Origin of the sequence: Pseudomonas sp. St386 (assembly GCF_018325865.1) — a bacterium.
In the GTDB taxonomy this organism is placed as follows: Bacteria; Pseudomonadota; Gammaproteobacteria; order Pseudomonadales; family Pseudomonadaceae; genus Aquipseudomonas; species Aquipseudomonas brassicacearum.
In genome coordinates this window covers 5,222,359-5,244,767 of the sequence record NZ_AP021900.1, presented here as the reverse complement: position 1 = coordinate 5,244,767, position 22,409 = coordinate 5,222,359, and the positions used below count along the sequence as shown (strand labels likewise).

Below are 22,409 nucleotides of genomic sequence, written 5' to 3'. Positions count from 1 at the left end.
AATATATTGCCGGAAACAGTAAATGGGAAACTTCGATGAAAGAGAGCATCGGTGAACGGCGCAGGGAAATCACTGACGACATCGTCATGCAGCATGTGACGGGGATCGAAACCCTGGGAACCGCTATTCGCCGGCTACGGCTTGAGGTGACCGGTCTGGATCAGGAACCTTCGCTGCCATGTGCAAGATGTCGACCAAGGCCCTGTACTAGATCGAGAAGGACAAGGGTAATCCGACCATCAACACCCTCGAAGCTATTCTGAGAAAGTTCGGGCTGCGACTGGGACTGACCAAGACTGCCACAAACCGCTACGCGCCGCCGCTTGTGCAGCAAAAGCCGGTCTCCAAAGTGTCCGTTCGCGGCGCCAACCCTAAACGTAAGTTGCGTGATAGCTCGGTATAGTTGCCGCTCTACGAGCTACTGGGAAGGACAGCGCGGGTGACAAGGATGTGACCGAACAAGTGTATGGCCTGTCTCGAAGCTGGTGGGCAGGTTCATTCATAAAAAAGCCCCCTTTAGGGGGCTCAGTCTGGTCTTGTAGTGGTTTTTTGATTGCTGCCCAGTGAGTTTTCCACCTACACCTTCGGTCGTCAGTTCGTCTCCGGCCCCCTGCCTGCTAGGCCAGTATTTCGATACCGTGTTTTTCCACGATACTGAGCAGCTTAAGGGCCATCCCTCCTGGACGTTTGTCGCCAGCTTCCCACTGCTTAACTGTCGATGCGCTTGTGTTCAAGTAGCGGGCAAAAACCGGCTGACTGACGTGACTGCGCAGACGAATCTTCTTGATCTGAGCAGGCGGGATCTCAGCAGGCACCTCAGCGATGCAGGTTTCATCGAATTCCCGCATGGTAGCCTTGTCGATAGCGCCGATTTTCAGCAGTGCCTCGGCCGAGCTATGAATCGACTCGAAAGCCTCACTTTTGAATTTTTTCGCCATTGCATATCTCCACAAAATCTTTTTCGTCCAGCAGAAGCTGGACTTGATCCTTGCTCAAACCTTTATAGGTGCCAGCAAGCTTCTTAAACGCGGCCAGCTCTTTTTCAGTGATGTTGTCCCGGTCTTTCTTAGCAAACAGGAACTGATACACCCAATAGCTACGACCTTTGGCAAGAATGATCGAGCGGTGACGATTTTCATTGAGGCGTTTTTTCCAAACACCTCCGCCCAAATCATCGCCTTGTCCGTTGACGACTTCCTGCACCGCCTTGCAGAGATCAGCATCTGTGATCTCTGCTTTCTTTGCAGCAGCAGCAAAGGTCTTCGTTTTGAATACCCTCATTGGCATAAGCTTTCCCTTTGATGTGTGAAGCTACCACTCAGTGGTATAGGTGTCAAAAGCCTGAGTCTTGCAGATAGCGCCATTTAGTATGGGGACGGGGGAGCACGGCTGTGAGGGGAGCGGGGCATTGATATTGTTTCAACACATCGCAAAACCTGAGTGAGTGAGCCGCAATCGAGACGCAACACCAAGCGCCAGTGGCGAGGGAGCTTGCTCCCGCTGGGCTGCGTAGCAGCCCCAATTCCATATCACCAACAAAAAACCGCCGCCCGAACACGGACGACGGCTTCTGATTGAATCTCAAAACCCTCGCAAAATCCGAGAAGCTTTCCGCCACCAGGATTCATGCTGGCTAAACGGATCATCCACCAGCACCGCGGGCATATCCCGCAGGCGAATCCATGGCTCATCCTGCCAGTGCAGCATGCAGAGCGACATCTTCGGCCAATCCAACACGCTCAACGTAGACCGTTCCACCTTATGCGAGTGGCGCTCATCCCGCAGGGTTGGCACTACCTGATGCGTGATCCACTCACGCAGCAATCGATATTCAGGGCAGTAGTGATAAACCAGCAATGCATAGACCCCTGACTCGCTCAGCATCAGACGCTCTTCGCTCAACCCGTGGACATGCACGAACATGATCCGGCGCTGGTCAGGGTCAAGCTTGCGGGTCATGCGTTCATCGAGGTGTTTGCTCATCAAACGACCCAAATCGGACGCACTGAACCAAGCCTGGTTTTCAACCAGAAGGGCCAGCAGATGAATATTGTGTCGAATAAATTGAGTAGGAATCAGCGGGTCAGACATGACAGACCTCCAGAAGCGGCTGTACATGGGCTGACGTGCGGGTAGGGCTGGTTACCTTCATCGTGAAGGTCAAGATTTGCAGGCATATCCTTTACCTCTGGCTGCTTTCTTAGGGCATTCGTTATGGGTGTCGGGAGCTAAGAAACCCACCAGAGACGGGCCGGACATATTCCCCTTTCGGGTCTTGTATTCGCCCACTCCCGACATAACGGGGAATTTTCGCAGGCGTAGAGAAACCGCAGACGAAAAAAAGCCGCTGACTGTCGGGTGCGGAGGACCGCTCTGGCTGTTGAGTTTCTTAGGCTCGGAAGAAATCCTAAATTTTCAATCAATAGCGGTCAAGTCATGATTTGAAGAATATGGAAATAATGTCAATCTGCTACTGCAAAATTACGTTCACCTTTGCTAAGGTAGTCTTTGAGCATGATGCGTGTTTTTTTATGCTTTGGGAGGGGCCGCTTCATCGCACATCTCATCAAGATTCTTATCTGCGTTGACGTCTAAATACACAGTATCAAATGGGTTCAATGACATGGAATTGAGTTGTTTGTGTGTAGGGAAATTTTCTCATGGAGTCTGAAATTTCTGTTGAAGGGCTAAAAATTAAACCCGTCGGGCAAGCACCATTAATTAGATGGCCTGGCGGAAAGCGCGCTTTAGTGAGTAAAATTACTGAGGTTTTTCCCCTCGAATACGATAATTATTACGAACCTTTCTTCGGTGGTGGAGCACTGTTTTTTTCGATGCGCCCAGGTGCGGCTTATCTGTCGGATCTTAATTCCGATCTTATCAATGCTTATGTTTCTGTGCGTGATCATCCGGCTGAACTGATAGAAATATTAAGTTCGTATGAGAATAATGCGGAGTTTTATTATTCGGTACGTGCAAGCCGGCCAACAAATGAATTGCATCAATCTGCTAGGTTGCTCTATTTAACTCGACTATCCTTTAACGGAATTTACAGAGTGAACCTGAAAGGGGACTTTAACGTTCCGTACGGGAAGAAAACGCATCAAGCCGCTTTTGATGCAGATAAGATTTTTGAGACAAGTTTCGCTTTGCAAGGGGTTTCACTAACTGTTTCTGATTTTCAGAAGTCTACCGAGACGGCTAGAGGCGGCGACTTGGTTTATTTTGATCCCCCATATACTGTTGCTCATGCAAATAACGGTTTTGTAAAATATAATGAAAATATTTTTTCGTGGGCTGATCAGGTTCGTTTGGCTGAGCATGCGCGTGAATTAGCGGCGAACGGATGTTTTGTTGCTGTTAGTAATGCTGATCATCCGTCTGTTGATTCGTTGTATGAAGGTTTCAATAAGATCGTTATAGAAAGATTTTCAGTAATGGCTGCATCCAGCGCTTTTAGAAGGCAGATTACGGAGTGTTTGTATTTTCTTGGGGGCGACTCTCTTGATAGATGATATTTTTGCGGTTGACGATTTGCGTACTCTAGCGCGAGCGCGCGGGAGGGGTTTTTCTCAGAAAAGTATTCCATCTAAAAGGATTGAGGAATCCTTGAGTGACGGATGGGTTATTCAAAAAAAAGGAAAGAACTCTGTTCAGCTAAGGCGAAACAAACCGTGTGATGAGCTGTTGCGTGATAAGGTTTGGTCTTTGTTGTATAAAATGGATATGCAATACATGACTGGACTGTTGGAAAGTCCTACTGCTGAATCAGGGGAGGAGTTCGAAGAAGAAGGACTGCCCTCCGTTTGTGCTATAGATCAAGAAATATCTTTGTATGTAAAAGTTATAGCTCTGCCTAGTTACGCTAAGCTCACTATCTTGCAGGATATAATGCAGAGCGTTATTTCGTGTAGAGAAAGGTATATAAAAGCGGTTAGTAAAAAATGGCCGGCGGAGCAAAAGCGTAACACTGTGTTTGCGTTTTTTTTAGAGAATGTAGCGTTATCTGAAGATGACAAGGAAAAGGCTAAGTCGCTTAACATATCTTTGTTTGATGAACAAGATCTTGATTATTATGAGAAGCTGGTAGCTCACATTGGGCCTGCAGCGAAGTATCAATTTTTTGCTGATATGCTTCCTGGGAAGTCAATTCCAGGATTAAGTATTAAGGTTCCAGCTGTAAGAACAAAAATGGGTAAGCAGGTTTGTTACACGTTTCCTATTTCTCCTGAGTATCTACTTAAGATCTCTTATGTGTCTCACCGATCCAAAGGAAAGGCTTCTGATGTACATACCTATCAGCGTATGTTGGCGAAGGGGCGTCTAGGTAAGATTAGAGAATATATCTCGGAGCAAGGGATATTTCCAACCAATATAGTTGTTAATATTGATAAAAAATTTGCCAGTTTTGAGCGGATTAAACAAGAAACGCTTAAAGAAGAAAGTGATGCTAGTGGAGTGCTGGGCTGGCTTAGCTTGCGTCCTGCCTATAAATCAGCATGGATTATAGACGGACAACATCGGCTTTATGCTTATTCTGGACATGAATACGCGCGCACTGGACACTTGTCAGTATTGGCATTCGAAGGGATATCGCCAAGCTCCCAAGCTAAGCTGTTTGTGGATATTAATGCTAAACAAAAAAGCGTTAAGCCTTCTCTGCTCCAAGAACTCTTTGCTGAGCTACACTGGGATGCTGAGTCGCCAAGTATACGAGTGCAAGCTATTATATCTAAGGCTGTTCAAACTTTAGATTCAGAGAAGGACTCTCCATTTTTAGATCGCATACAGTCGGCTGATTCTACTAAAGATTCAAAACGTTGTATCTCGTTGGCTAGTCTTTATAGAGCGATAGATAGGCAGAACTTCTTTATCTATAAAGAAGAGAAGAATTTTGTTGTTGAGAACGGGCCGTTTTGGGCAGGGGTTAATGAAAAAACTCTAAGTCGCACCGTTGTTATTATAAAGGCTTGGTTTAATGGCATCAGGCAGCATGCAGGAGAGTGGTGGGATTTGGGCTCTGCTGAAGGGGGAGGACTATCAATGAACGATAGTGTTACCGCATGCTTGATGTTGCTAAAAAGCGTGATTAACCATATCGAGATGTCCGGCAGAAAACTTTCTAAGCTTGATGTTCTAGACGTTACGAAGCTTATCAAGCCATACGCTGATGCGTTGGGGGAGTATTTCAATTCTCTGTCCTTGGATGAGCGAAAGTTATATAGAGATTTGAGAGGGACTCAGGGACAGTCAACTAGAAGTCGGAGATGTCAGCAGGCCTTGCAGTTGGTTTTTCCGGAATTTAATCCTCCCGGTCTAAATGAGTACCTAAATCGCGAAAAAGAGCAAACCAATCTCCAGGCTAAAATAGTTATAGATCGAATTGAGATTTTGATTAAAGGGTTGGTTATACAAGAATTACAACAAGAGTTTGGTGATGGTTGGTGGGTGGATGGTATCCCCCAAAAAATGCGAATGGCAATTAGTGGTAGAAGTGAAGGAGATGATAATAAGCGAGGTGCTAAGGAAGCTTATTTTGATCTTTTAGATTACAGGACAATTGCCCAGAGTCACTGGAATATGTTTCAGCCTCTCTTGGGGCAAGGGCGAAAAAATGAGAATAAGGAAAAACAAACTAAATGGTTGGTTGAAATAAATGAGATGCGTAATACAGTTGCGCATGCATCCTCAGGTGTTTCGCTTTCCGTAGAAAAGCTTAGTGCCCTAAAGCAACACGAAGCTTGGCTTAAATCAAAAATTAAGAGTGACGGTACGGAAGAGCAAGAAGAGTTAAATGCTTACGAAGAGTAATGCTACTCAAATACCGTTGCTAATAATTTTAAATAATAAAGCCCCGACCAGGTCGGGGCTCTATTATAATGTCGGCGCAAATATCACTAATCGTTATTAGCGGCGGACATCAATCCCAGCTAAGTGCACCGCCAGTCTGATACTCAATCACCCGAGTCTCAAAGAAATTCTTCTCTTTCTTCAAGTCCATGATTTCGCTCATCCAAGGGAACGGGTTAGTCGTCCCTGGGTACTCTTCTTTAAGGCCAATCTGCGACAGGCGACGGTTAGCGATGAACTTGAGGTAGTCCTCCATCATCGCCGCGTTCATGCCCAGCACACCGCGAGGCATGGTATCGCGGGCGTATTCGATCTCCAGTTGGGTCCCTTGCAGGATCATCTGGGTCGCTTCTTCCTTCATCTCGGCATCCCACAAGTGTGGGTTTTCGATTTTGATCTGGTTGATCACGTCGATGCCGAAGTTCAGGTGCATGGATTCGTCGCGCAGGATGTACTGGAACTGCTCGGCGACGCCGGTCATTTTGTTGCGGCGACCCATGGAGAGGATCTGGGTGAAGCCGCAATAGAAGAAGATGCCTTCCAGGACGCAGTAGTAGGCGATCAGGTTGCGCAGCAGTTCTTTGTCGGTGTCCGGGGTGCCGGTTTCGAACTTCGGATCGGAGATCGAACGGGTGTATTTCAGGCCCCAGGCGGCTTTTTTCGCGACCGATGGGATCTCGTGGTACATGTTGAAGATCTCGCCTTCATCCATGGCCAGCGATTCGATGCAGTACTGGTAAGCGTGGGTGTGGATCGCCTCTTCGAACGCTTGGCGCAGGATGTACTGGCGGCATTCCGGGTTGGTGATCAGGCGGTACACGGCCAGGACCAGGTTGTTGGCAACCAGGGAGTCGGCGGTGGAGAAGAAGCCCAGGTTGCGCATCACGATGCGGCGCTCGTCGTCGGTCAGGCCTTCCGGGTTTTTCCAGAGGGCGATGTCGGCGGTCATGTTGACTTCTTGCGGCATCCAGTGGTTTGCGCAGCCGTCCAGGTACTTCTGCCAGGCCCAGTCGTATTTGAATGGCACGAGCTGGTTGAGGTCGGCGCGGCAGTTGATCATGCGCTTTTCATCGACGGCGACACGGGCGGAGGCGCCTTCGAGTTCGGCGAGGCCTTCGGCGACGTCGAGTTTGTCGAGGGCGGCCTTGGCGCGAATGATCGCGGCCGAGTCGCTGGCTGTCACGGCCCGGGCTTCCAGGGCGGCGGCACCGCCGGCGCTGTCGAGGCGGTCCATGTTGGCTTCAGAAGCGTGGCCGGCGTTTGCGCCTTTTACAGCAACTTCGCCGTCTTCTTTGTCGAATTCGTCCCAGCTCAGCATGACGTGTCGTCTCCTGCGTGAGGGCCAGATGCCCGATGAAGGCCTACTGGCCGCGGTGGATCTTGAAAAATCGTTTGTTGCAGCAGCTGACGCAGGCAATAAACAGAAAAATGTACGGGTCATTCCGGAGCGGCTGTGAACGCGAGGAGGCGATTGGCCTCTGCGTGGGCTCCAGGTAGGCGTGATCCCCTGTAAGGGAATATTGCAGGCCCGTTTAACGCGGCATTATAAGGACTTTTTTGCCTACGTGCTGCGACGAAATAGCTCACAGAAGGGGTAGTGGGCGGCATATCCGCATGGGAGCGAGGGTTTACAAGGCTTTGGCCGCTGAAGATTTTTTTTGCATGGATCGTATTGCAGTTTTTTTTGATCAAAAAACGAGCGTTTTTTGCGTGTTTGCACTACATGTTGTGTTTGCGGAGGGGTTTAAGCGGTTCTAGACACAACCAGGCCCGATCTAAACCGGGCCGTGGAAAATGTCAGTAATGATCAATCGATATGGGCCGAACCGGTGTGATCGCTGCCGTCGCTAGCCACCGCGGTGGGGTCAGTGTTGGCGTGATCGTCACTGGCGATCGTGGCGGAATCCGTCTGGTCGTAACCCTTGATCGCGGCTGCGGAACCGGTGCGATCAAAACCGTCGGCGGCGAAAGTATTGGTGGCCAGCACGGACAGGGCAAGGGCGAAGATCAATCTGCTTTTCATTTGGTAGTTGTTCCTGGTTCGATGACGTTGATCAGCCGTTGGAGCAGCCATTGCCCATGACGCTGTAGCGCAGGATGTGGCGTTGGCCCTTGGAATCGTCGTATTCCATCTTCGCCGGAACCACTTCGCAGACGTTCGGGATTTCGCTCATGGAGATGACTTTGGCGATGTCCAGGTGGGTGGAGTAGGTGTACTCCTCGATGGCCGGTTTTTGCTGTGCAGCATCGGTCGGGAGCTCGTCTGCCATCGCGGTGGCGCAAAGGCTGCCGAGGACCAGAACCCATAAAGCTTTCATCTAATTCACCTTTCTTGAAGTCGAGTGGGGTCACGCAACCTTTTTAGGGTTGCGTGTGGAGCTGATATTGGAAGTTTGATTAACGGCCTTCGTGGGGGCTGTGTTGCGCTAATCGTGTTTGCCGGTTGGCGAGGTGGATTTTAGAAGGTGAGGGTGGGGGTAAACAGACTCGGTTTTGATAAACACTGTTGGTTGATCTGGTAATAATCGACTGGGAGTCGGTGGCTGTCTGGTGAATTGATATTGGATGGGCAGGCGCTATCGCGAGCAAGCTCGCTCCCACAGGGGATTTGGTGGGATTGCACGTTAGTACCGACATTTTGTAGGGACTTGTTACTACCATCGTCGAATGGTTCTATAGGCCCGCCCCGGGCTACAACGGGATCATACAAAAACAACTATTCACCGAGGTAAGAAAGATGAGTGCGGCTTCTGTGTATCCCGTTCGTCCCGAGGTTGCGGCCAATACGCTGACTGACGAGGCGACCTACAAGGCCATGTACCAGCAGTCGGTCGTCAACCCGGACGGCTTCTGGCGCGAGCAGGCCAAGCGCCTCGATTGGATCAAGCCTTTCACCACGGTGAAGCAGACGTCCTTCGACGATCACCATGTCGACATCAAGTGGTTCGCCGACGGCACCCTGAACGTTTCCTACAACTGCCTCGACCGTCACCTGGCCGAGCGCGGCGATCAGATTGCGATTATCTGGGAGGGCGATGACCCTGCCGAGAGTCGCAACATCACCTATCGCGAGCTGCATGAAGAAGTCTGCAAGTTTGCCAACGCCCTGCGCGGCCAGGACGTGCACCGCGGCGACGTGGTGACCATCTACATGCCGATGATCCCTGAAGCCGTGGTCGCGATGCTGGCCTGTGCCCGGATCGGTGCGATTCACTCGGTGGTGTTCGGCGGTTTCTCGCCTGAAGCGCTGGCAGGCCGGATCATCGACTGCAAATCCAAAGTGGTGATCACCGCCGACGAAGGCGTTCGCGCTGGCAAGAAGATCCCGCTCAAGGCCAACGTCGATGACGCGTTGACCAACCCGGAAACCAGCAGCATCCAGAAGGTCATCGTGTGCAAGCGCACCGGTGGCGGCATCAAGTGGAACCAGCACCGCGACATCTGGTACGAAGACCTGATGAAAGTGGCCGGTACCGTTTGCGCGCCGAAGGAAATGGGTGCCGAGGAAGCGCTGTTCATCCTCTACACCTCCGGTTCCACCGGCAAGCCCAAGGGCGTGCAGCACACCACGGCCGGCTACTTGCTGTACGCGGCGCTGACCCATGAGCGGGTGTTCGACTACAAGCCAGGCGAGGTCTACTGGTGCACCGCCGACGTGGGTTGGGTCACTGGCCACAGCTATATCGTCTACGGCCCGCTGGCCAATGGTGCGACCACGCTGCTGTTCGAAGGCGTGCCGAACTACCCGGACATCACCCGGGTGGCCAAGGTCATCGACAAGCACAAGGTCAGCATTCTCTACACCGCGCCGACCGCCATCCGCGCGATGATGGCCTCGGGCACCGCCGCCGTCGAAGGTGCTGACGGCAGCAGCCTGCGCCTGTTGGGTTCGGTGGGTGAGCCGATCAACCCGGAAGCCTGGGACTGGTACTACAAGAATGTCGGCAAGGAGCGTTGCCCGATCGTCGATACCTGGTGGCAGACCGAAACCGGTGGCGTGCTGATCAGCCCACTGCCAGGCGCCACGGCGTTGAAGCCAGGTTCGGCCACGCGTCCGTTCTTCGGCGTGGTGCCGGCGTTGGTGGACAACCTCGGCAACCTGATCGAAGGCGCGGCCGAAGGCAACCTGGTGATCCTCGATTCGTGGCCAGGCCAGGCGCGTACGCTGTACGGCGACCATGACCGCTTTGTCGACACCTACTTCAAAACCTTCAGCGGCATGTACTTCACCGGTGACGGTGCGCGTCGCGACGAGGATGGCTACTACTGGATCACCGGTCGGGTGGATGACGTGCTCAACGTGTCCGGCCACCGCATGGGTACTGCGGAGATCGAGAGCGCCATGGTCGCCCACCCGAAAGTCGCCGAAGCGGCGGTGGTCGGTGTGCCGCACGACATCAAGGGGCAGGGCATCTACGTCTATGTCACCCTCAATGCCGGCGAAGAAACCAGCGAGGCCCTGCGCCTGGAACTGAAGAACTGGGTGCGCAAGGAGATCGGTCCGATTGCTTCGCCGGATGTGATCCAGTGGGCACCGGGGCTGCCGAAAACCCGCTCCGGCAAGATCATGCGCCGCATCCTGCGCAAGATCGCCACGGCGGAGTACGACGGGTTGGGTGATATCTCCACCCTGGCTGATCCGAGCGTGGTGGCGCATCTGATCGAGACGCACAAGACCATGAACGTTGCCTGACGGTAACCCGTAAAACCGAAAAGCCCCGCCCGGCAGTGCCGAGCGGGGCTTTTTATTAGGCTTTTGTGGGAGCAAGGCTTGCCCGCGATGAAGGCGATGCGGTCTTGCAGAAATCGAGGCGTCTGTTTCGCGAGCAAGCTTTGCTCCCACAAAGCCTTGTTTCTAAACCTCTGCCGGGATGAGCCCTCTGCCAAAGTGTTTTGTGTTCGGCTGGTATGGTCTGCGAATAAATATCGACCTTCAAAGTAGGAGGTGTCTGAGCGTTACCGGTGTTTCGAAATGTGTAACCAAAGGCGCCACAGCGGGGCGATGTGAAACGCCAAGCCCCATTACAGGGCGGTTCCAGGCGTCTCCCAAAATAAGCCGACACGCTGTGCTTGCCGGATTAGAAGGGTTTGCGAATAATGGGCCCGCTATTTGCAGCATAGATCGGTTTCCCTTCTTTTGCTCTTGCATGAATTTGCGGGGCTGTCAATGCGCTCGAACAGCTTTCTCGGTGCTTCTGTAATTTGTTGTCGCATTGAAGAAATATCGGCTTCGGGCCTGTCGTTAGAATGCCGATCACTCGCTCGTCGTGGCTCGTGTTGAATAAAACGTGAGCTTCCTAGGACGCAGCACCAAAGTTCGTTTCACCCATTCGCATATTGGGCTGTTGCTCACTCTGCCGTTTTTGCCCTTTACCGATGGAGTCCCAAGATGAAGAAACTTGTGCTGCTTGGCGCCCTGGCACTGTCCGTGCTGTCCCTGCCGACCTTCGCTGATGAGAAGCCCCTGAAGATTGGTATCGAAGCGGCTTACCCTCCGTTCGCCTCGAAAGCTCCGGATGGCAGCATCGTCGGTTTCGACTACGACATCGGCAATGCGCTGTGCGAAGAGATGAAGGTCAAGTGCGTGTGGGTCGAGCAAGAGTTCGACGGCCTGATCCCGGCGCTCAAGGTCCGCAAGATCGACGCGATCCTGTCGTCCATGTCGATCACCGAAGATCGCAAGAAGTCGGTTGATTTCACCAACAAGTACTACAACACCCCGGCCCGTCTGGTGATGAAGGCCGGTACCCAGGTCAGCGACGGTCTGGCCGAGCTCAAGGGCAAGAACATCGGCGTGCAGCGTGGTTCGATCCATGAGCGTTTCGCCCGTGAAGTCCTGGCTCCGCTGGGTGCCGAGATCAAACCATACGGTTCGCAGAACGAGATCTACCTGGACGTGTCCGCTGGTCGTCTCGACGGCACCGTGGCAGACGCTACGCTGTTGGATGACGGCTTCCTCAAGACCGATGCTGGCAAGGGCTTCGCGTTCGTCGGCCCGGCCTTTACCGACGTCAAGTACTTCGGCGACGGCGTCGGCATCGCGGTGCGCAAGGGCGACGCGTTGAAGGACAAGATCAACGGCGCGATCGCGGCCATTCGCGAGAACGGCAAGTACAAGCAAATCCAGGACAAATACTTCGCTTTCGACATCTACGGCAAGTAACGACGTCCCGCCACTCGTGCGAAATGGCGCAAGCAACAGGATCTCTGCGGTTTGCGCCATTTTTTCATCCCACTTTCGAGGACCTGAATCATGTTGAAAGGCTACGGGGCTGTCATCCTCGATGGCGCATGGTTGACGCTTGAGCTCGCCTTGTCGTCCATGGCCCTGGCCATCGTCCTGGGGTTGATCGGCGTTGCGTTGCGCCTCTCTCCGGTGCGCTGGCTGGCGTGGCTGGGCGACCTGTATGCCACGGTCATTCGCGGCATTCCCGACCTGGTGCTGATCCTGCTGATTTTCTACGGCGGCCAGGACCTGCTCAACCGCGTGGCGCCGATGCTCGGTTACGACGACTACATCGACCTGAACCCGCTGGCGGCCGGTATCGGTACCCTGGGCTTCATCTTCGGTGCCTACCTGTCGGAAACCTTCCGCGGTGCCTTCATGGCGATCCCCAAGGGGCAGGCCGAGGCGGGCATGGCGTACGGCATGAACGGCTTCCAGGTGTTTTTCCGAGTGCTGGTGCCGCAGATGATTCGCCTGGCGATCCCGGGCTTCACCAACAACTGGCTGGTGCTGACCAAGGCGACCGCGCTGATTTCGGTGGTGGGCCTGCAAGACATGATGTTCAAGGCCAAGCAGGCGGCAGATGCCACGCGCGAGCCTTTCACCTTCTTCCTCGCAGTGGCGGCGATGTACCTGGTGATCACCAGCGTCTCGTTGCTGGCATTGCGTCACCTTGAGAAGCGCTACTCGGTAGGCGTAAGGGCGGCTGATCTATGATCTTCGACTACAACGTCATCTATGAAGCCTTGCCGCTGTATTTCAGTGGCTTGTTGACCACCCTGAAGCTGTTGGCCCTGTCGCTGTTCTTCGGTCTGTTGGCGGCGTTGCCCCTGGGGCTGATGCGGGTGTCCAAGCAGCCGGTCGTCAACATGACGGCGTGGCTCTACACCTACGTGATCCGCGGCACGCCGATGCTGGTCCAGCTGTTCCTGATCTACTACGGGTTGGCGCAATTCGCGATCGTGCGTGAAAGCTTCCTCTGGCCGTGGCTGTCCAGCGCGACCTTCTGCGCCTGCCTGGCGTTCGCCATCAACACTAGCGCCTACACCGCCGAAATCATCGCCGGCAGCCTGCGGGCCACGCCCAACGGTGAGATCGAAGCGGCCAAGGCCATGGGCATGTCGCGCTACAAGCTGTATCGCCGGATCCTGCTGCCATCGGCCTTGCGTCGGGCGCTGCCGCAATACAGCAACGAAGTGATCATGATGTTGCAGACCACCAGCCTGGCATCCATCGTGACCCTGATCGACATCACCGGTGCCGCGCGCACGGTGAACGCGCAGTACTACTTGCCGTTCGAGGCCTACATCACGGCCGGCGTTTTCTACCTGTGCCTGACCTTCATCCTGGTGCGCCTGTTCAAACTGGCCGAGCGCCGCTGGCTGGGTTACCTGGCCCCGCGCAAGCACTGATAACGCATCGATCCGATCGACTGCTCAACGACTGACGTTTTGTGAGAACCGACCGCATGTACAAGCTTGAAGTCCAAGACCTGCATAAACGCTATGGCAGTCACGAAGTGCTCAAGGGCGTGTCCCTGAAAGCCGCCGCTGGCGATGTGATCAGCATCATCGGCTCCAGTGGCTCCGGCAAGAGTACTTTCCTGCGTTGCATCAACCTGCTTGAGCAGCCCCACGCCGGCAAGATCCTGCTCAACAACGAAGAGTTGAAGCTGGTGGCCGGCAAGGACGGCGCGTTGAAGGCCGCGGACCCCAAGCAACTGCAGCGCATGCGTTCGCGGCTGTCGATGGTGTTCCAGCATTTCAACCTGTGGTCCCACATGACTGCGCTGGAAAACATCATGGAAGCGCCGGTGCATGTGCTGGGCGTGTCCAAGGCTGAAGCGCGGGAGAAGGCCGAGCACTACCTGAACAAGGTTGGCGTGGCTCATCGCAAGGATGCCTACCCGGGCCATATGTCCGGCGGCGAGCAGCAGCGTGTGGCGATTGCCCGTGCGCTGGCGATGGAGCCGGAGGTGATGTTGTTCGACGAGCCGACCTCGGCTCTGGACCCGGAACTGGTAGGCGACGTGCTCAAGGTGATGCAGGCCCTGGCCCTGGAAGGCCGGACCATGGTGGTGGTGACCCACGAAATGGGCTTTGCCCGTGAAGTGTCGAACCAACTGGTGTTCTTGCACAAAGGCATCGTCGAAGAAAGCGGCAACCCGCGCGAAGTGCTGGTCAATCCGCAATCCGAGCGCTTGCAACAATTTCTGTCGGGCAGCCTCAAGTAATCGCTCCCGTTACGCACCTGATTTGGGTCATGCTGCGCACCGTGCGCCAGATGGTCTAATTTGGTTGCAGCCGCTTTTGGCTTTAACACTGTTTTCGCTTCGGATCGCCCGCCATGACTGCCCATCGAATAGGTTTCCTGATTTGGCCCAGCACTAAAGCCTTGACGCTGGCGCTGGCCGAGGAGGCCTTGCGTGTTGCTCAGCGGGTGCATCCGGATGTGGTCTACGAACTGTCGTTCTTGCAGGCCGAACCACCGGCCGATGGCGCCTGGCAACTGCCGGGCGAGCCTTGGGCCGGCAAGCTCGAAGGTTTCCAGAAGCTGTTCCTGCTGGCCGATGAGCCGCCGGCTGCGCTGGCCTCACCCTTGAGCAGCGCCCTCAAGCAACTGGTGCGTGCCGGTTGTGTGATCGGCGGTTTGTCTGCCGGTGTCTATCCCCTGGCCCAACTGGGGTTGCTCGACGGTTACCGTGCCGCCGTGCATTGGCGCTGGCAGGACGATTTCTCCGAGCGCTTCCCCAAGGTCATCGCCACCAGCCATCTGTTTGACTGGGATCGCGATCGCCTGAGCGCTTGCGGCGGCATGTCGGTACTCGACCTGTTGCTGGCGGTGCTGGCCCGCGATCACGGCGCGGAACTGGCCGGTGCGGTGTCGGAAGAATTGGTGGTCGAGCGCATTCGCGAGGGTGGCGAGCGTCAACGCATCCCGTTGCAGAACCGCCTTGGCTCCAGTCATCCAAAGCTCACCCAGGCGGTGCTGCTGATGGAAGCCAACATCGAAGAGCCGCTGACCACCGACGAGATCGCCCAGCATGTCTGCGTATCCCGTCGGCAACTGGAGCGGATCTTCAAGCAATACCTCAATCGCGTGCCCAGCCAGTATTACCTGGAGCTGCGTCTGAACAAGGCCCGGCAGATGCTGATGCAGACCAGCAAATCCATCATCCAGATCGGCCTGTCTTGCGGCTTCTCCTCAGGGCCACACTTCTCCAGCGCTTACCGCAACTTCTTCGGCGCCACACCGCGGGAAGACCGCAACCAGCGACGCAGCAGCAGCCCGTTCGAGTTGTCCTCGGTGCCGTCCGAGCGCGGGTAGGGCAGGCACAACCTCTCTGTGGCGAGGGGATTTATTGTGGGAGCAAGATCTGTGGGAACAGGACTTGTGGGGGGGGGGCTGGACTTGTGGGAGCAAGGCTTGCCCGCGATACAGGCGACGCGGTCCTTGGTGAACCGAGGTGCCTGCATCGCGAGCAAGCTTTGCTCCCACAGATATATTCCTCGCCGCACGTAGATGCCGACACCTCAAATCCCGCCACAACGTTTAAACTGCGCCTTTGCGACGCTATTTGTCGCATTGCCGTAAACCCGCGAAAAACGTGGGTTGGCGCTATAAGAAGTTGTCGCTTGGCGGCAAGGCCGGGCTGAAAACTGTCCTTACAATCCTTACCAAGCCCGCCAGTTCCAGGCGGGTGTTCCTCATCAGGAGACTCCGATGTCCGTTGAGCAAGCCGCGGTACAACGCGCCGATTTCGACCAGGTTATGGTTCCCAACTATGCACCTGCTGCCTTCATACCTGTGCGTGGCGCCGGTTCCCGCGTATGGGACCAATCCGGTCGTGAATTGATCGACTTTGCTGGCGGTATCGCAGTCAACGTACTGGGCCATGCCCACCCGGCACTGGTCGGTGCACTGACCGAACAGGCCAACAAGCTGTGGCACGTGTCCAACGTATTCACCAACGAGCCGGCCCTGCGCCTGGCCCATAAGTTGGTCAACGCGACCTTTGCCGAGCGCGCGTTTTTCTGCAACTCCGGCGCCGAAGCCAACGAGGCCGCCTTCAAGCTGGCCCGTCGCGTCGCGTTCGATCGTTTCGGCAGCGAAAAGTACGAAATCATCGCCGCGCTCAATAGCTTCCACGGTCGTACCCTGTTCACCGTCAACGTCGGCGGGCAGTCGAAGTACTCCGACGGCTTTGGTCCTAAAATTACTGGCATCACCCACGTTCCTTACAACGACCTGGCTGCTTTGAAAGCCGCTATTTCGGACAAGACCTGCGCCGTGGTGCTGGAACCGATCCAGGGCGAGGGCGGTGTACTGCCAGCCGAGCAGGCCTACCTGCAAGGCGCCCGCGACCTGTGCGATGCTCACGACGCGCTGTTGGTGTTCGATGAAGTGCAGACCGGCATGGGCCGCAGCGGCCACCTGTTCGCCTACATGCATTACGGCGTGGTCCCGGACATCCTCACCAGCGCCAAGAGCCTGGGCGGTGGTTTCCCGATCGCGGCGATGCTCACCACCGAAGCGCTGGCCAAGCACCTGGTCGTCGGCACCCACGGCACCACCTATGGCGGTAACCCGCTGGCCTGCGCGGTGGCCGAAGCCGTGATCGATGTGGTCAATACCCCTGAAGTGCTCGCGGGTGTCAAAGCCAAGCATCACAAGTTCAAGGCTCGCCTGGAGCAGATCGGCGAGAAGTACGGCCTGTTCACCCAAGTGCGTGGCCTGGGCCTGCTGATCGGCTGCGTGCTGAACGACGCCTGGAAAGGCAAGGCCAAGGACATCTTCAACGCCGCCGAACAGGAAGGCCTGATGATCCTGCAAGCCGGCCCGGACGTGATTCGCTTTGCTCCGAGCCTGGTGGTGGAAGACGCCGATATCGACGAAGGCCTGGACCGCTTCGAGCGGGCCGTGGCGAAGTTGACCCAAGCCTGATTTCAGACTTGACCGGCTCCATTGTGGGAGCCGGACTTATGTGGGTGCAGGTTTGTGGGAGCAAAGCTTGCTCGCGATGCGGGTGCCTCAGTTCACCAAGGACCGCGTCGCCTGCATCGCGGGCAAGCCTTGCTCCCACAAGCTTTGCTCCCACAAACCTGCTCCCACATTTAAGTCGGTGGGGGAGTTGGGCCCGGTATTTTTTCTCTGTGTATCGACCTGACGGTCGAACCCTTTATTTCAAGTTAAGGAGTGACACCATGCTGGTGATGCGCCCCGCGCAAATGGCTGATCTGGGCGAGGTACAGCGTCTGGCTGCGGACAGTCCGATCGGTGTCACTTCCTTGCCGGATGACGTGGAACGCCTGAGCGACAAGATCGCCGCAAGCGAAGCCTCGTTCGCCGCCGAGGTCAGCTTCAATGGTGAAGAGAGCTACTTCTTCGTCCTTGAAGACACCGCGACCGGCAAGCTGGTGGGCTGTTCGGCCATTGTCGCTTCGGCCGGCTATTCCGAGCCGTTCTACAGCTTTCGCAACGAGACCTTCGTTCACGCCTCCCGTGAACTGAAGATCCACAACAAGATCCACGTGCTCTCCCAGTGTCACGACCTGACTGGCAACAGCCTGCTGACCAGTTTCTACGTGGTGCCGGAGCTGGTGGGTTCGCCATGGTCGGAACTCAATTCCCGCGGGCGCCTGCTGTTCGTCGCCAGCCACCCGGAACGGTTCGCCGATTCGGTGGTGACCGAGATCGTCGGCTACAGCGATGAGAATGGCGACTCGCCGTTCTGGGATGCCATCGGTCGCAACTTCTTCGACCTCAACTACGCCGCCGCCGAGCGCTTGTGCGGGCTGAAAAGCCGTACTTTCCTCGCCGAGTTGATGCCCCATTACCCGATCTACGTGCCGCTGTTGCCGGACGCCGCCCAGGAAGCCATGGGTCAGGTCCATCCGCGGGCGCAGATCACCTTCGACATCCTGATGCGTGAGGGTTTCGAGACCGATCACTACATCGACATCTTCGACGGTGGCCCGACCCTGCATGCTCGTGTCTCGGGCATTCGTTCGATTGCCCAGAGCCGCGTGGTGCCGGTCAAGATCGGCGAACCGGTCAAGGGGGCCGGCCGCCAATACCTGGTGGCCAATGCCCAATTGCAGGATTACCGCGCCGTGCTGCTCGAGCTCGATTACGCGCCGGGCAAACCTGTGACGCTGGACATGGAAGCGGCCGAAGCCTTGGGCGTCGGCGAAGGCGCCAGCGTGCGTCTGGTAGCCGTATAACGCTTTACAGCTGAGTTTCGCGGGTGGCGTGAGCGACCCGTTTGAGGAGATAGCATGATCGTTCGTCCCGTACGCAGCAGCGATTTACCCGCTCTGATCGCCCTGGCCCGCAGCACGGGCACCGGCCTGACCACCCTGCCGGCCAACGAAGAGCGCCTGGCCCATCGGGTCGGCTGGGCCGAGAAGACCTTTCGCGGTGAAGCCGGGCGCGGTGACGCGGACTACCTGTTCGTGCTCGAAGACGACGATGGTCGTGTGGTGGGCATTTCCGCTATCGCTGGTGCCGTTGGGCTGCGTGAGCCCTGGTACAACTTCCGGGTTGGCCTGACGGTCAGCGCGTCCCAGGAATTGAACATCTATCGGGAAATCCCGACCCTGTTCCTGGCCAACGACCTGACCGGCAATTCCGAGCTGTGCTCGCTGTTCCTCCATGCCGATTTCCGCAGTGGTCTCAATGGCCGCATGCTGGCCAAGGCGCGGCTGTTGTTCATTGCCGAATTCCCACAGTTGTTCGGCAACAAGATCATCGCCGAGATGCGCGGCATGTCCGACGACAAGGGGCGTTCACCGTTCTGGGAAAGCCTGGGCCGGCACTTCTTCAAGATGGAATTCAGCCAGGCCGATTACCTCACCGGGGTGGGCAACAAGGCGTTCATCGCCGAGCTGATGCCCAAGTTTCCGCTGTACACCTGTTTCTTGTCCGAAGATGCCCGGGCCGTGATCGGCCAGGTTCATCCGGATACCGAACCTGCATTGTCGATGCTCAAGAGCGAAGGTTTCAGCTACCAGGGTTACGTCGACATCTTCGACGCCGGCCCAGCGGTGGAATGCGAAACCGGCAAGATCCGCGCGATTCGCGACAGCCAGGCGCTGGTGCTGGCCATCGGTACGCCGGGCGATGACGCCACGCCGTTCCTCATCCATAACCGCAAGCGCGAAGACTGCCGCATCACCGCTGCACCGGCGCGCTTTGCCGCCGGCACGCTGGTGGTCGATCCGCTGACCGCCAAACGTCTTCAACTCAACGCCGGCGATCAGGTACGTGCCGTCGCGCTGTCTGCTGCCCGGGAGTCGAAATAATGAACTCGCTGTACATCGCAGGAAGCTGGCTGGAAGGCCAGGGTGATCTCTTTGAGTCGTTGAACCCGGTGACCCAGCAGGTATTGTGGTCGGGCAACGGCGCCACGGCGGCACAAGTGGAGTCGGCGGTGCAGGCCGCGCGCCAGGCGTTCCCGGACTGGGCTCGGCGCTCGCTGGATGAACGCATCCAGGTGCTGGAAGCCTTTGCCGCTGCCCTGAAAAGCCACGCGGACGAACTGGCCCATTGCATCGGTGAAGAAACCGGCAAGCCGTTGTGGGAAGCGGCGACCGAAGTGACCAGCATGGTCAACAAAGTCGCCATTTCGGTGCAGAGCTACCGCGAGCGGACTGGCGAGAAGAGCGGCCCCCTGGGCGACGCCACCGCTGTGCTGCGCCACAAGCCCCACGGTGTGGTGGCGGTGTTCGGCCCCTACAACTTCCCTGGTCATTTGCCCAACGGCCACATCGTGCCAGCCCTGCTGGCCGGCAACAGCGTATTGTTCAAGCCGAGCGAACTGACGCCGAAAGTTGCCGAGCTGACGGTCAAGTGCTGGGTCGAGGCCGGTCTGCCGGCGGGCGTACTGAACCTGCTGCAAGGCGCGCGGGAGACGGGTATCGCCCTGGCGGCGAACCCAGGCATCGACGGGCTGTTCTTCACCGGCTCCAGCCGCACCGGCAATCTGTTGCATCAACAATTTTCCGGGCGTCCGGACAAGATCCTCGCGCTGGAAATGGGCGGTAACAACCCGCTGGTGGTGGATGAGGTGGCCGACGTCGATGCGGCGGTCTACACCATTATCCAGTCCGCTTTCATTTCCGCCGGGCAGCGCTGCACCTGTGCGCGCCGCCTGCTGGTGCCGGAAGGCGCCTGGGGCGATGCCTTGCTGGCGCGCCTGGTGGCGGTCAGCTCGACCCTTGAAGTCGGTGCCTTCGACCAGCAACCGGCGCCGTTCATGGGCTCGGTGATTTCCCTGGCCGCGGCGAAGGCGCTGATGGATGCGCAAAACCATTTGCTGGGCAAAGGCGCCGTGCCGCTGTTGAGCATGACCCAACCGCAGGCCCAGGCCGCATTGCTGACGCCGGGTATCCTGGACGTGACGGCCGTGGCCGAGCGTCCCGATGAAGAGCTGTTCGGGCCGTTGCTGCAAGTGATCCGCTACAAAGATTTCGCAGCGGCAATCGCCGAGGCCAACAATACGCAATATGGCCTGGCCGCCGGGTTGCTGTCCGATTCCCAGGAGCGTTACCAGCAGTTCTGGCTGCAAAGCCGCGCCGGTATCGTCAACTGGAACAAACAGCTGACCGGTGCCGCCAGCAGCGCGCCGTTCGGCGGTGTCGGCGCCTCGGGCAACCATCGCGCCAGCGCTTATTACGCGGCCGATTATTGCGCGTACCCGGTGGCTTCCCTGGAGACACCAAGCCTTGTGATGCCGGCTGCCCTCACTCCCGGCGTGCGCATGTCTTGAGACCGCCATCGCGGGCAAGCCTTGCTCCCACAGGAGTTATGCCAAATCTGTGAGAGCAAGCCTTGCTCCCACAGGAACTATGCAGAACCTGTGGGAGCAAGGCTTGCCCGCGATAGCCGCGACTCGGTTGTTATTGATGCCTATAAAAAAACAGATCCTCGTGGAGCCTCGCTGATGAAATCCTATGAAGTCAACTTTGACGGTCTAGTGGGGCCGACCCATAACTACGGCGGGCTCTCGTACGGCAACGTCGCGTCCCAGAGCAACAGCCAGCAGTCCTCCAACCCCAAGGAAGCGGCGTTGCAGGGCCTGGCGAAAATGAAAGCGTTGATGGACATGGGTTTCCAGCAAGGTGTGCTGGCGCCACAGGAACGCCCGGACGTGGCGGCCCTGCGTCGGTTGGGCTTTGCCGGTAGCGATGCCCAGGTCATCCAGCAGGCCGCGAAAGAAGCGATGCCGTTGCTGGTTGCCAGTTGCTCGGCCTCCAGCATGTGGGTGGCCAATGCCGCCACAGTCAGCCCGAGCGCCGACACGGCCGATGGCCGCGTGCATTTCACCGCCGCCAACCTGAACTGCAAATACCACCGCAGCATCGAACATCCGACCACCAGTCGGGTGCTGGGGGCGATGTTCGCCAACCAGCAACACTTCGCCCACCACGCCGCCTTGCCGGCGGTGGCGCAGTTCGGTGACGAAGGCGCGGCCAACCACACCCGTTTCTGCCGCGCCTACGGCGAGGCTGGTGTTGAATTCTTCGTGTTCGGTCGCAGTGCTTTTGACACCCGCTATCCCGCGCCGCAGAAATACCCGGCGCGCCAGACCCTCGAAGCTTCCCAGGCCGTTGCCCGTCTGCACGGGCTGAGGGAGGAGGGCGTGGTGTACGCCCAACAGAACCCATCGGTGATCGACCAGGGTGTGTTCCACAACGACGTGATCGCGGTGGGCAATGGCGAAGTGCTGTTCTATCACGAGGACGCGTTTCTCGAGACCGACAAGATGCTGGCCGAATTGAGCGGCAAACTCGCCAAGGTCGGTGGGAAATTTCAATCGGTGTGCGTGCCGCGTTCGGCGGTCACCGTCGATGATGCGGTACGTTCCTACCTGTTCAATAGCCAGTTACTGTCGCGTCCCGACGGTTCGATGCTCTTGATCGTGCCGGAAGAATGCCGTAGCAACGAACGTGTCTGGCAATACCTGCAGGGCCTGACGGGCACTGGCGGGGTGATTCGCGAAGTGAAGGTCTTCGACCTCAAGCAAAGCATGCAGAACGGTGGTGGCCCGGCTTGCTTGAGGTTGCGCGTGGCGCTCAATGAAACCGAGCTGGCGGCCGTCAACCCAGGGGTTATCATGACCGCGCCGCTGTACGATTCGCTGACCCAATGGGTCGAGCGGCACTACCGCGACCGCATGACCGAAAACGATCTGGCAGACCCGCAGTTGCTGCTCGAATGCCGTGCGGCACTGGATGAACTGACACAAATCCTTAAACTTGGCGCGGTTTATCCTTTCCAGATCAATTGAAAGCGCGCGCGACCTGACTACAGTCAAAGCAGGGCGCGTTGC

19 protein-coding genes are annotated in these 22,409 nt (G+C 56.6%); 13 read left to right on the top strand and 6 right to left on the bottom strand.

Annotated elements, in window-relative coordinates; genetic code table 11:
* Positions 1-617: 617 nt before the first annotated feature.
* From KI235_RS23170 to KI235_RS23160, 3 genes are all read right to left on the bottom strand, one after another.
* Positions 618-938 (bottom strand): DNA-binding transcriptional regulator, encoded by a 321-nt coding sequence (locus tag KI235_RS23170; protein ID WP_046062559.1) that lies wholly within the window; start codon positions 936-938, stop codon positions 618-620.
* Positions 916-1,287, bottom strand: coding sequence for a type II toxin-antitoxin system RelE/ParE family toxin (locus KI235_RS23165; RefSeq protein ID WP_212795317.1), 372 nt, complete (start codon positions 1,285-1,287; stop codon positions 916-918). The genes KI235_RS23170 and KI235_RS23165 overlap by 23 nt, the downstream gene beginning before the upstream one ends.
* 294 nt (positions 1,288-1,581) lie before the next feature.
* Positions 1,582-2,091, bottom strand: a complete 510-nt coding sequence (locus KI235_RS23160) for a Bro-N domain-containing protein (RefSeq protein WP_212795316.1) — start codon at positions 2,089-2,091, stop codon at positions 1,582-1,584.
* A 569-nt stretch (positions 2,092-2,660) separates the two neighbouring features.
* On the opposite strand from KI235_RS23160, the gene KI235_RS23155 reads away from it, so the two are divergent.
* A complete protein-coding gene (locus KI235_RS23155) occupies positions 2,661-3,515 on the top strand; it encodes a Dam family site-specific DNA-(adenine-N6)-methyltransferase (RefSeq protein WP_212795315.1) in 855 nt (284 codons plus the stop codon).
* A 94-nt stretch (positions 3,516-3,609) separates the two neighbouring features.
* Positions 3,610-5,811 (top strand): DGQHR domain-containing protein, encoded by a 2,202-nt coding sequence (locus tag KI235_RS23150; RefSeq protein ID WP_212795314.1) that lies wholly within the window; start codon positions 3,610-3,612, stop codon positions 5,809-5,811.
* 109 nt (positions 5,812-5,920) lie between these two features.
* Here the strand turns inward: KI235_RS23150 and KI235_RS23145 are convergent, their stop codons facing one another.
* The 3 genes from KI235_RS23145 to KI235_RS23135 form a co-directional block, all read right to left on the bottom strand.
* Entirely contained in the window at positions 5,921-7,168 is a 1,248-nt protein-coding gene (locus tag KI235_RS23145; protein WP_003204812.1) for a ribonucleotide-diphosphate reductase subunit beta, read from the bottom strand.
* Between the two features lie 489 nt (positions 7,169-7,657).
* Positions 7,658-7,873 carry a hypothetical protein gene (locus KI235_RS23140; protein ID WP_003204810.1) on the bottom strand — a complete coding sequence of 72 codons (216 nt, stop codon included), beginning with the start codon at positions 7,871-7,873 and terminating at the stop codon, positions 7,658-7,660.
* Positions 7,874-7,904: 31 nt separating this feature from the next.
* Complete coding sequence (locus KI235_RS23135) at positions 7,905-8,168, bottom strand: DUF2790 domain-containing protein (RefSeq protein ID WP_003204807.1); 264 nt, start codon at positions 8,166-8,168, stop codon at positions 7,905-7,907.
* Between the two features lie 419 nt (positions 8,169-8,587).
* Between KI235_RS23135 and acs the strand changes: the two genes are divergently transcribed.
* The 11 genes from acs to astB all read left to right on the top strand — a co-directional run bounded on the left by acs (position 8,588) and on the right by astB (position 22,367).
* Positions 8,588-10,543 carry an acetate--CoA ligase gene (gene acs / locus KI235_RS23130; RefSeq protein WP_013694081.1) on the top strand — a complete coding sequence of 652 codons (1,956 nt, stop codon included), beginning with the start codon at positions 8,588-8,590 and terminating at the stop codon, positions 10,541-10,543.
* A 696-nt stretch (positions 10,544-11,239) separates the two neighbouring features.
* Entirely contained in the window at positions 11,240-12,013 is a 774-nt protein-coding gene (locus KI235_RS23125; protein ID WP_003204802.1) for an ABC transporter substrate-binding protein, read from the top strand.
* A 90-nt stretch (positions 12,014-12,103) separates the two neighbouring features.
* Complete coding sequence (locus KI235_RS23120; RefSeq protein WP_003204800.1) at positions 12,104-12,793, top strand: ABC transporter permease; 690 nt, start codon at positions 12,104-12,106, stop codon at positions 12,791-12,793.
* Positions 12,790-13,488 carry an ABC transporter permease gene (locus KI235_RS23115; protein ID WP_003204798.1) on the top strand — a complete coding sequence of 233 codons (699 nt, stop codon included), beginning with the start codon at positions 12,790-12,792 and terminating at the stop codon, positions 13,486-13,488. Before KI235_RS23120 ends, KI235_RS23115 begins: the two co-directional genes overlap by 4 nt.
* A gap of 56 nt (positions 13,489-13,544) precedes the next feature.
* Positions 13,545-14,309, top strand: a complete 765-nt coding sequence (locus KI235_RS23110; protein ID WP_003204797.1) for an ATP-binding cassette domain-containing protein — start codon at positions 13,545-13,547, stop codon at positions 14,307-14,309.
* Between the two features lie 113 nt (positions 14,310-14,422).
* Positions 14,423-15,403, top strand: a complete 981-nt coding sequence (gene argR, locus KI235_RS23105) for a transcriptional regulator ArgR (RefSeq protein WP_003204794.1) — start codon at positions 14,423-14,425, stop codon at positions 15,401-15,403.
* A gap of 396 nt (positions 15,404-15,799) precedes the next feature.
* Positions 15,800-17,020, top strand: coding sequence for an aspartate aminotransferase family protein (locus tag KI235_RS23100; protein WP_003204792.1), 1,221 nt, complete (start codon positions 15,800-15,802; stop codon positions 17,018-17,020).
* A 260-nt stretch (positions 17,021-17,280) separates the two neighbouring features.
* Complete coding sequence (aruF, locus tag KI235_RS23095) at positions 17,281-18,300, top strand: arginine/ornithine succinyltransferase subunit alpha (RefSeq protein ID WP_003204790.1); 1,020 nt, start codon at positions 17,281-17,283, stop codon at positions 18,298-18,300.
* A gap of 54 nt (positions 18,301-18,354) precedes the next feature.
* A complete protein-coding gene (astA, locus tag KI235_RS23090; RefSeq protein WP_003204788.1) occupies positions 18,355-19,380 on the top strand; it encodes an arginine N-succinyltransferase in 1,026 nt (341 codons plus the stop codon).
* Complete coding sequence (gene astD / locus KI235_RS23085; protein ID WP_167331296.1) at positions 19,377-20,846, top strand: succinylglutamate-semialdehyde dehydrogenase; 1,470 nt, start codon at positions 19,377-19,379, stop codon at positions 20,844-20,846. Before astA ends, astD begins: the two co-directional genes overlap by 4 nt.
* A 174-nt stretch (positions 20,847-21,020) precedes the next feature.
* Positions 21,021-22,367 (top strand): N-succinylarginine dihydrolase, encoded by a 1,347-nt coding sequence (astB, locus tag KI235_RS23080; protein WP_003204784.1) that lies wholly within the window; start codon positions 21,021-21,023, stop codon positions 22,365-22,367.
* The last annotated feature ends 42 nt before the right edge of the window (positions 22,368-22,409 follow it).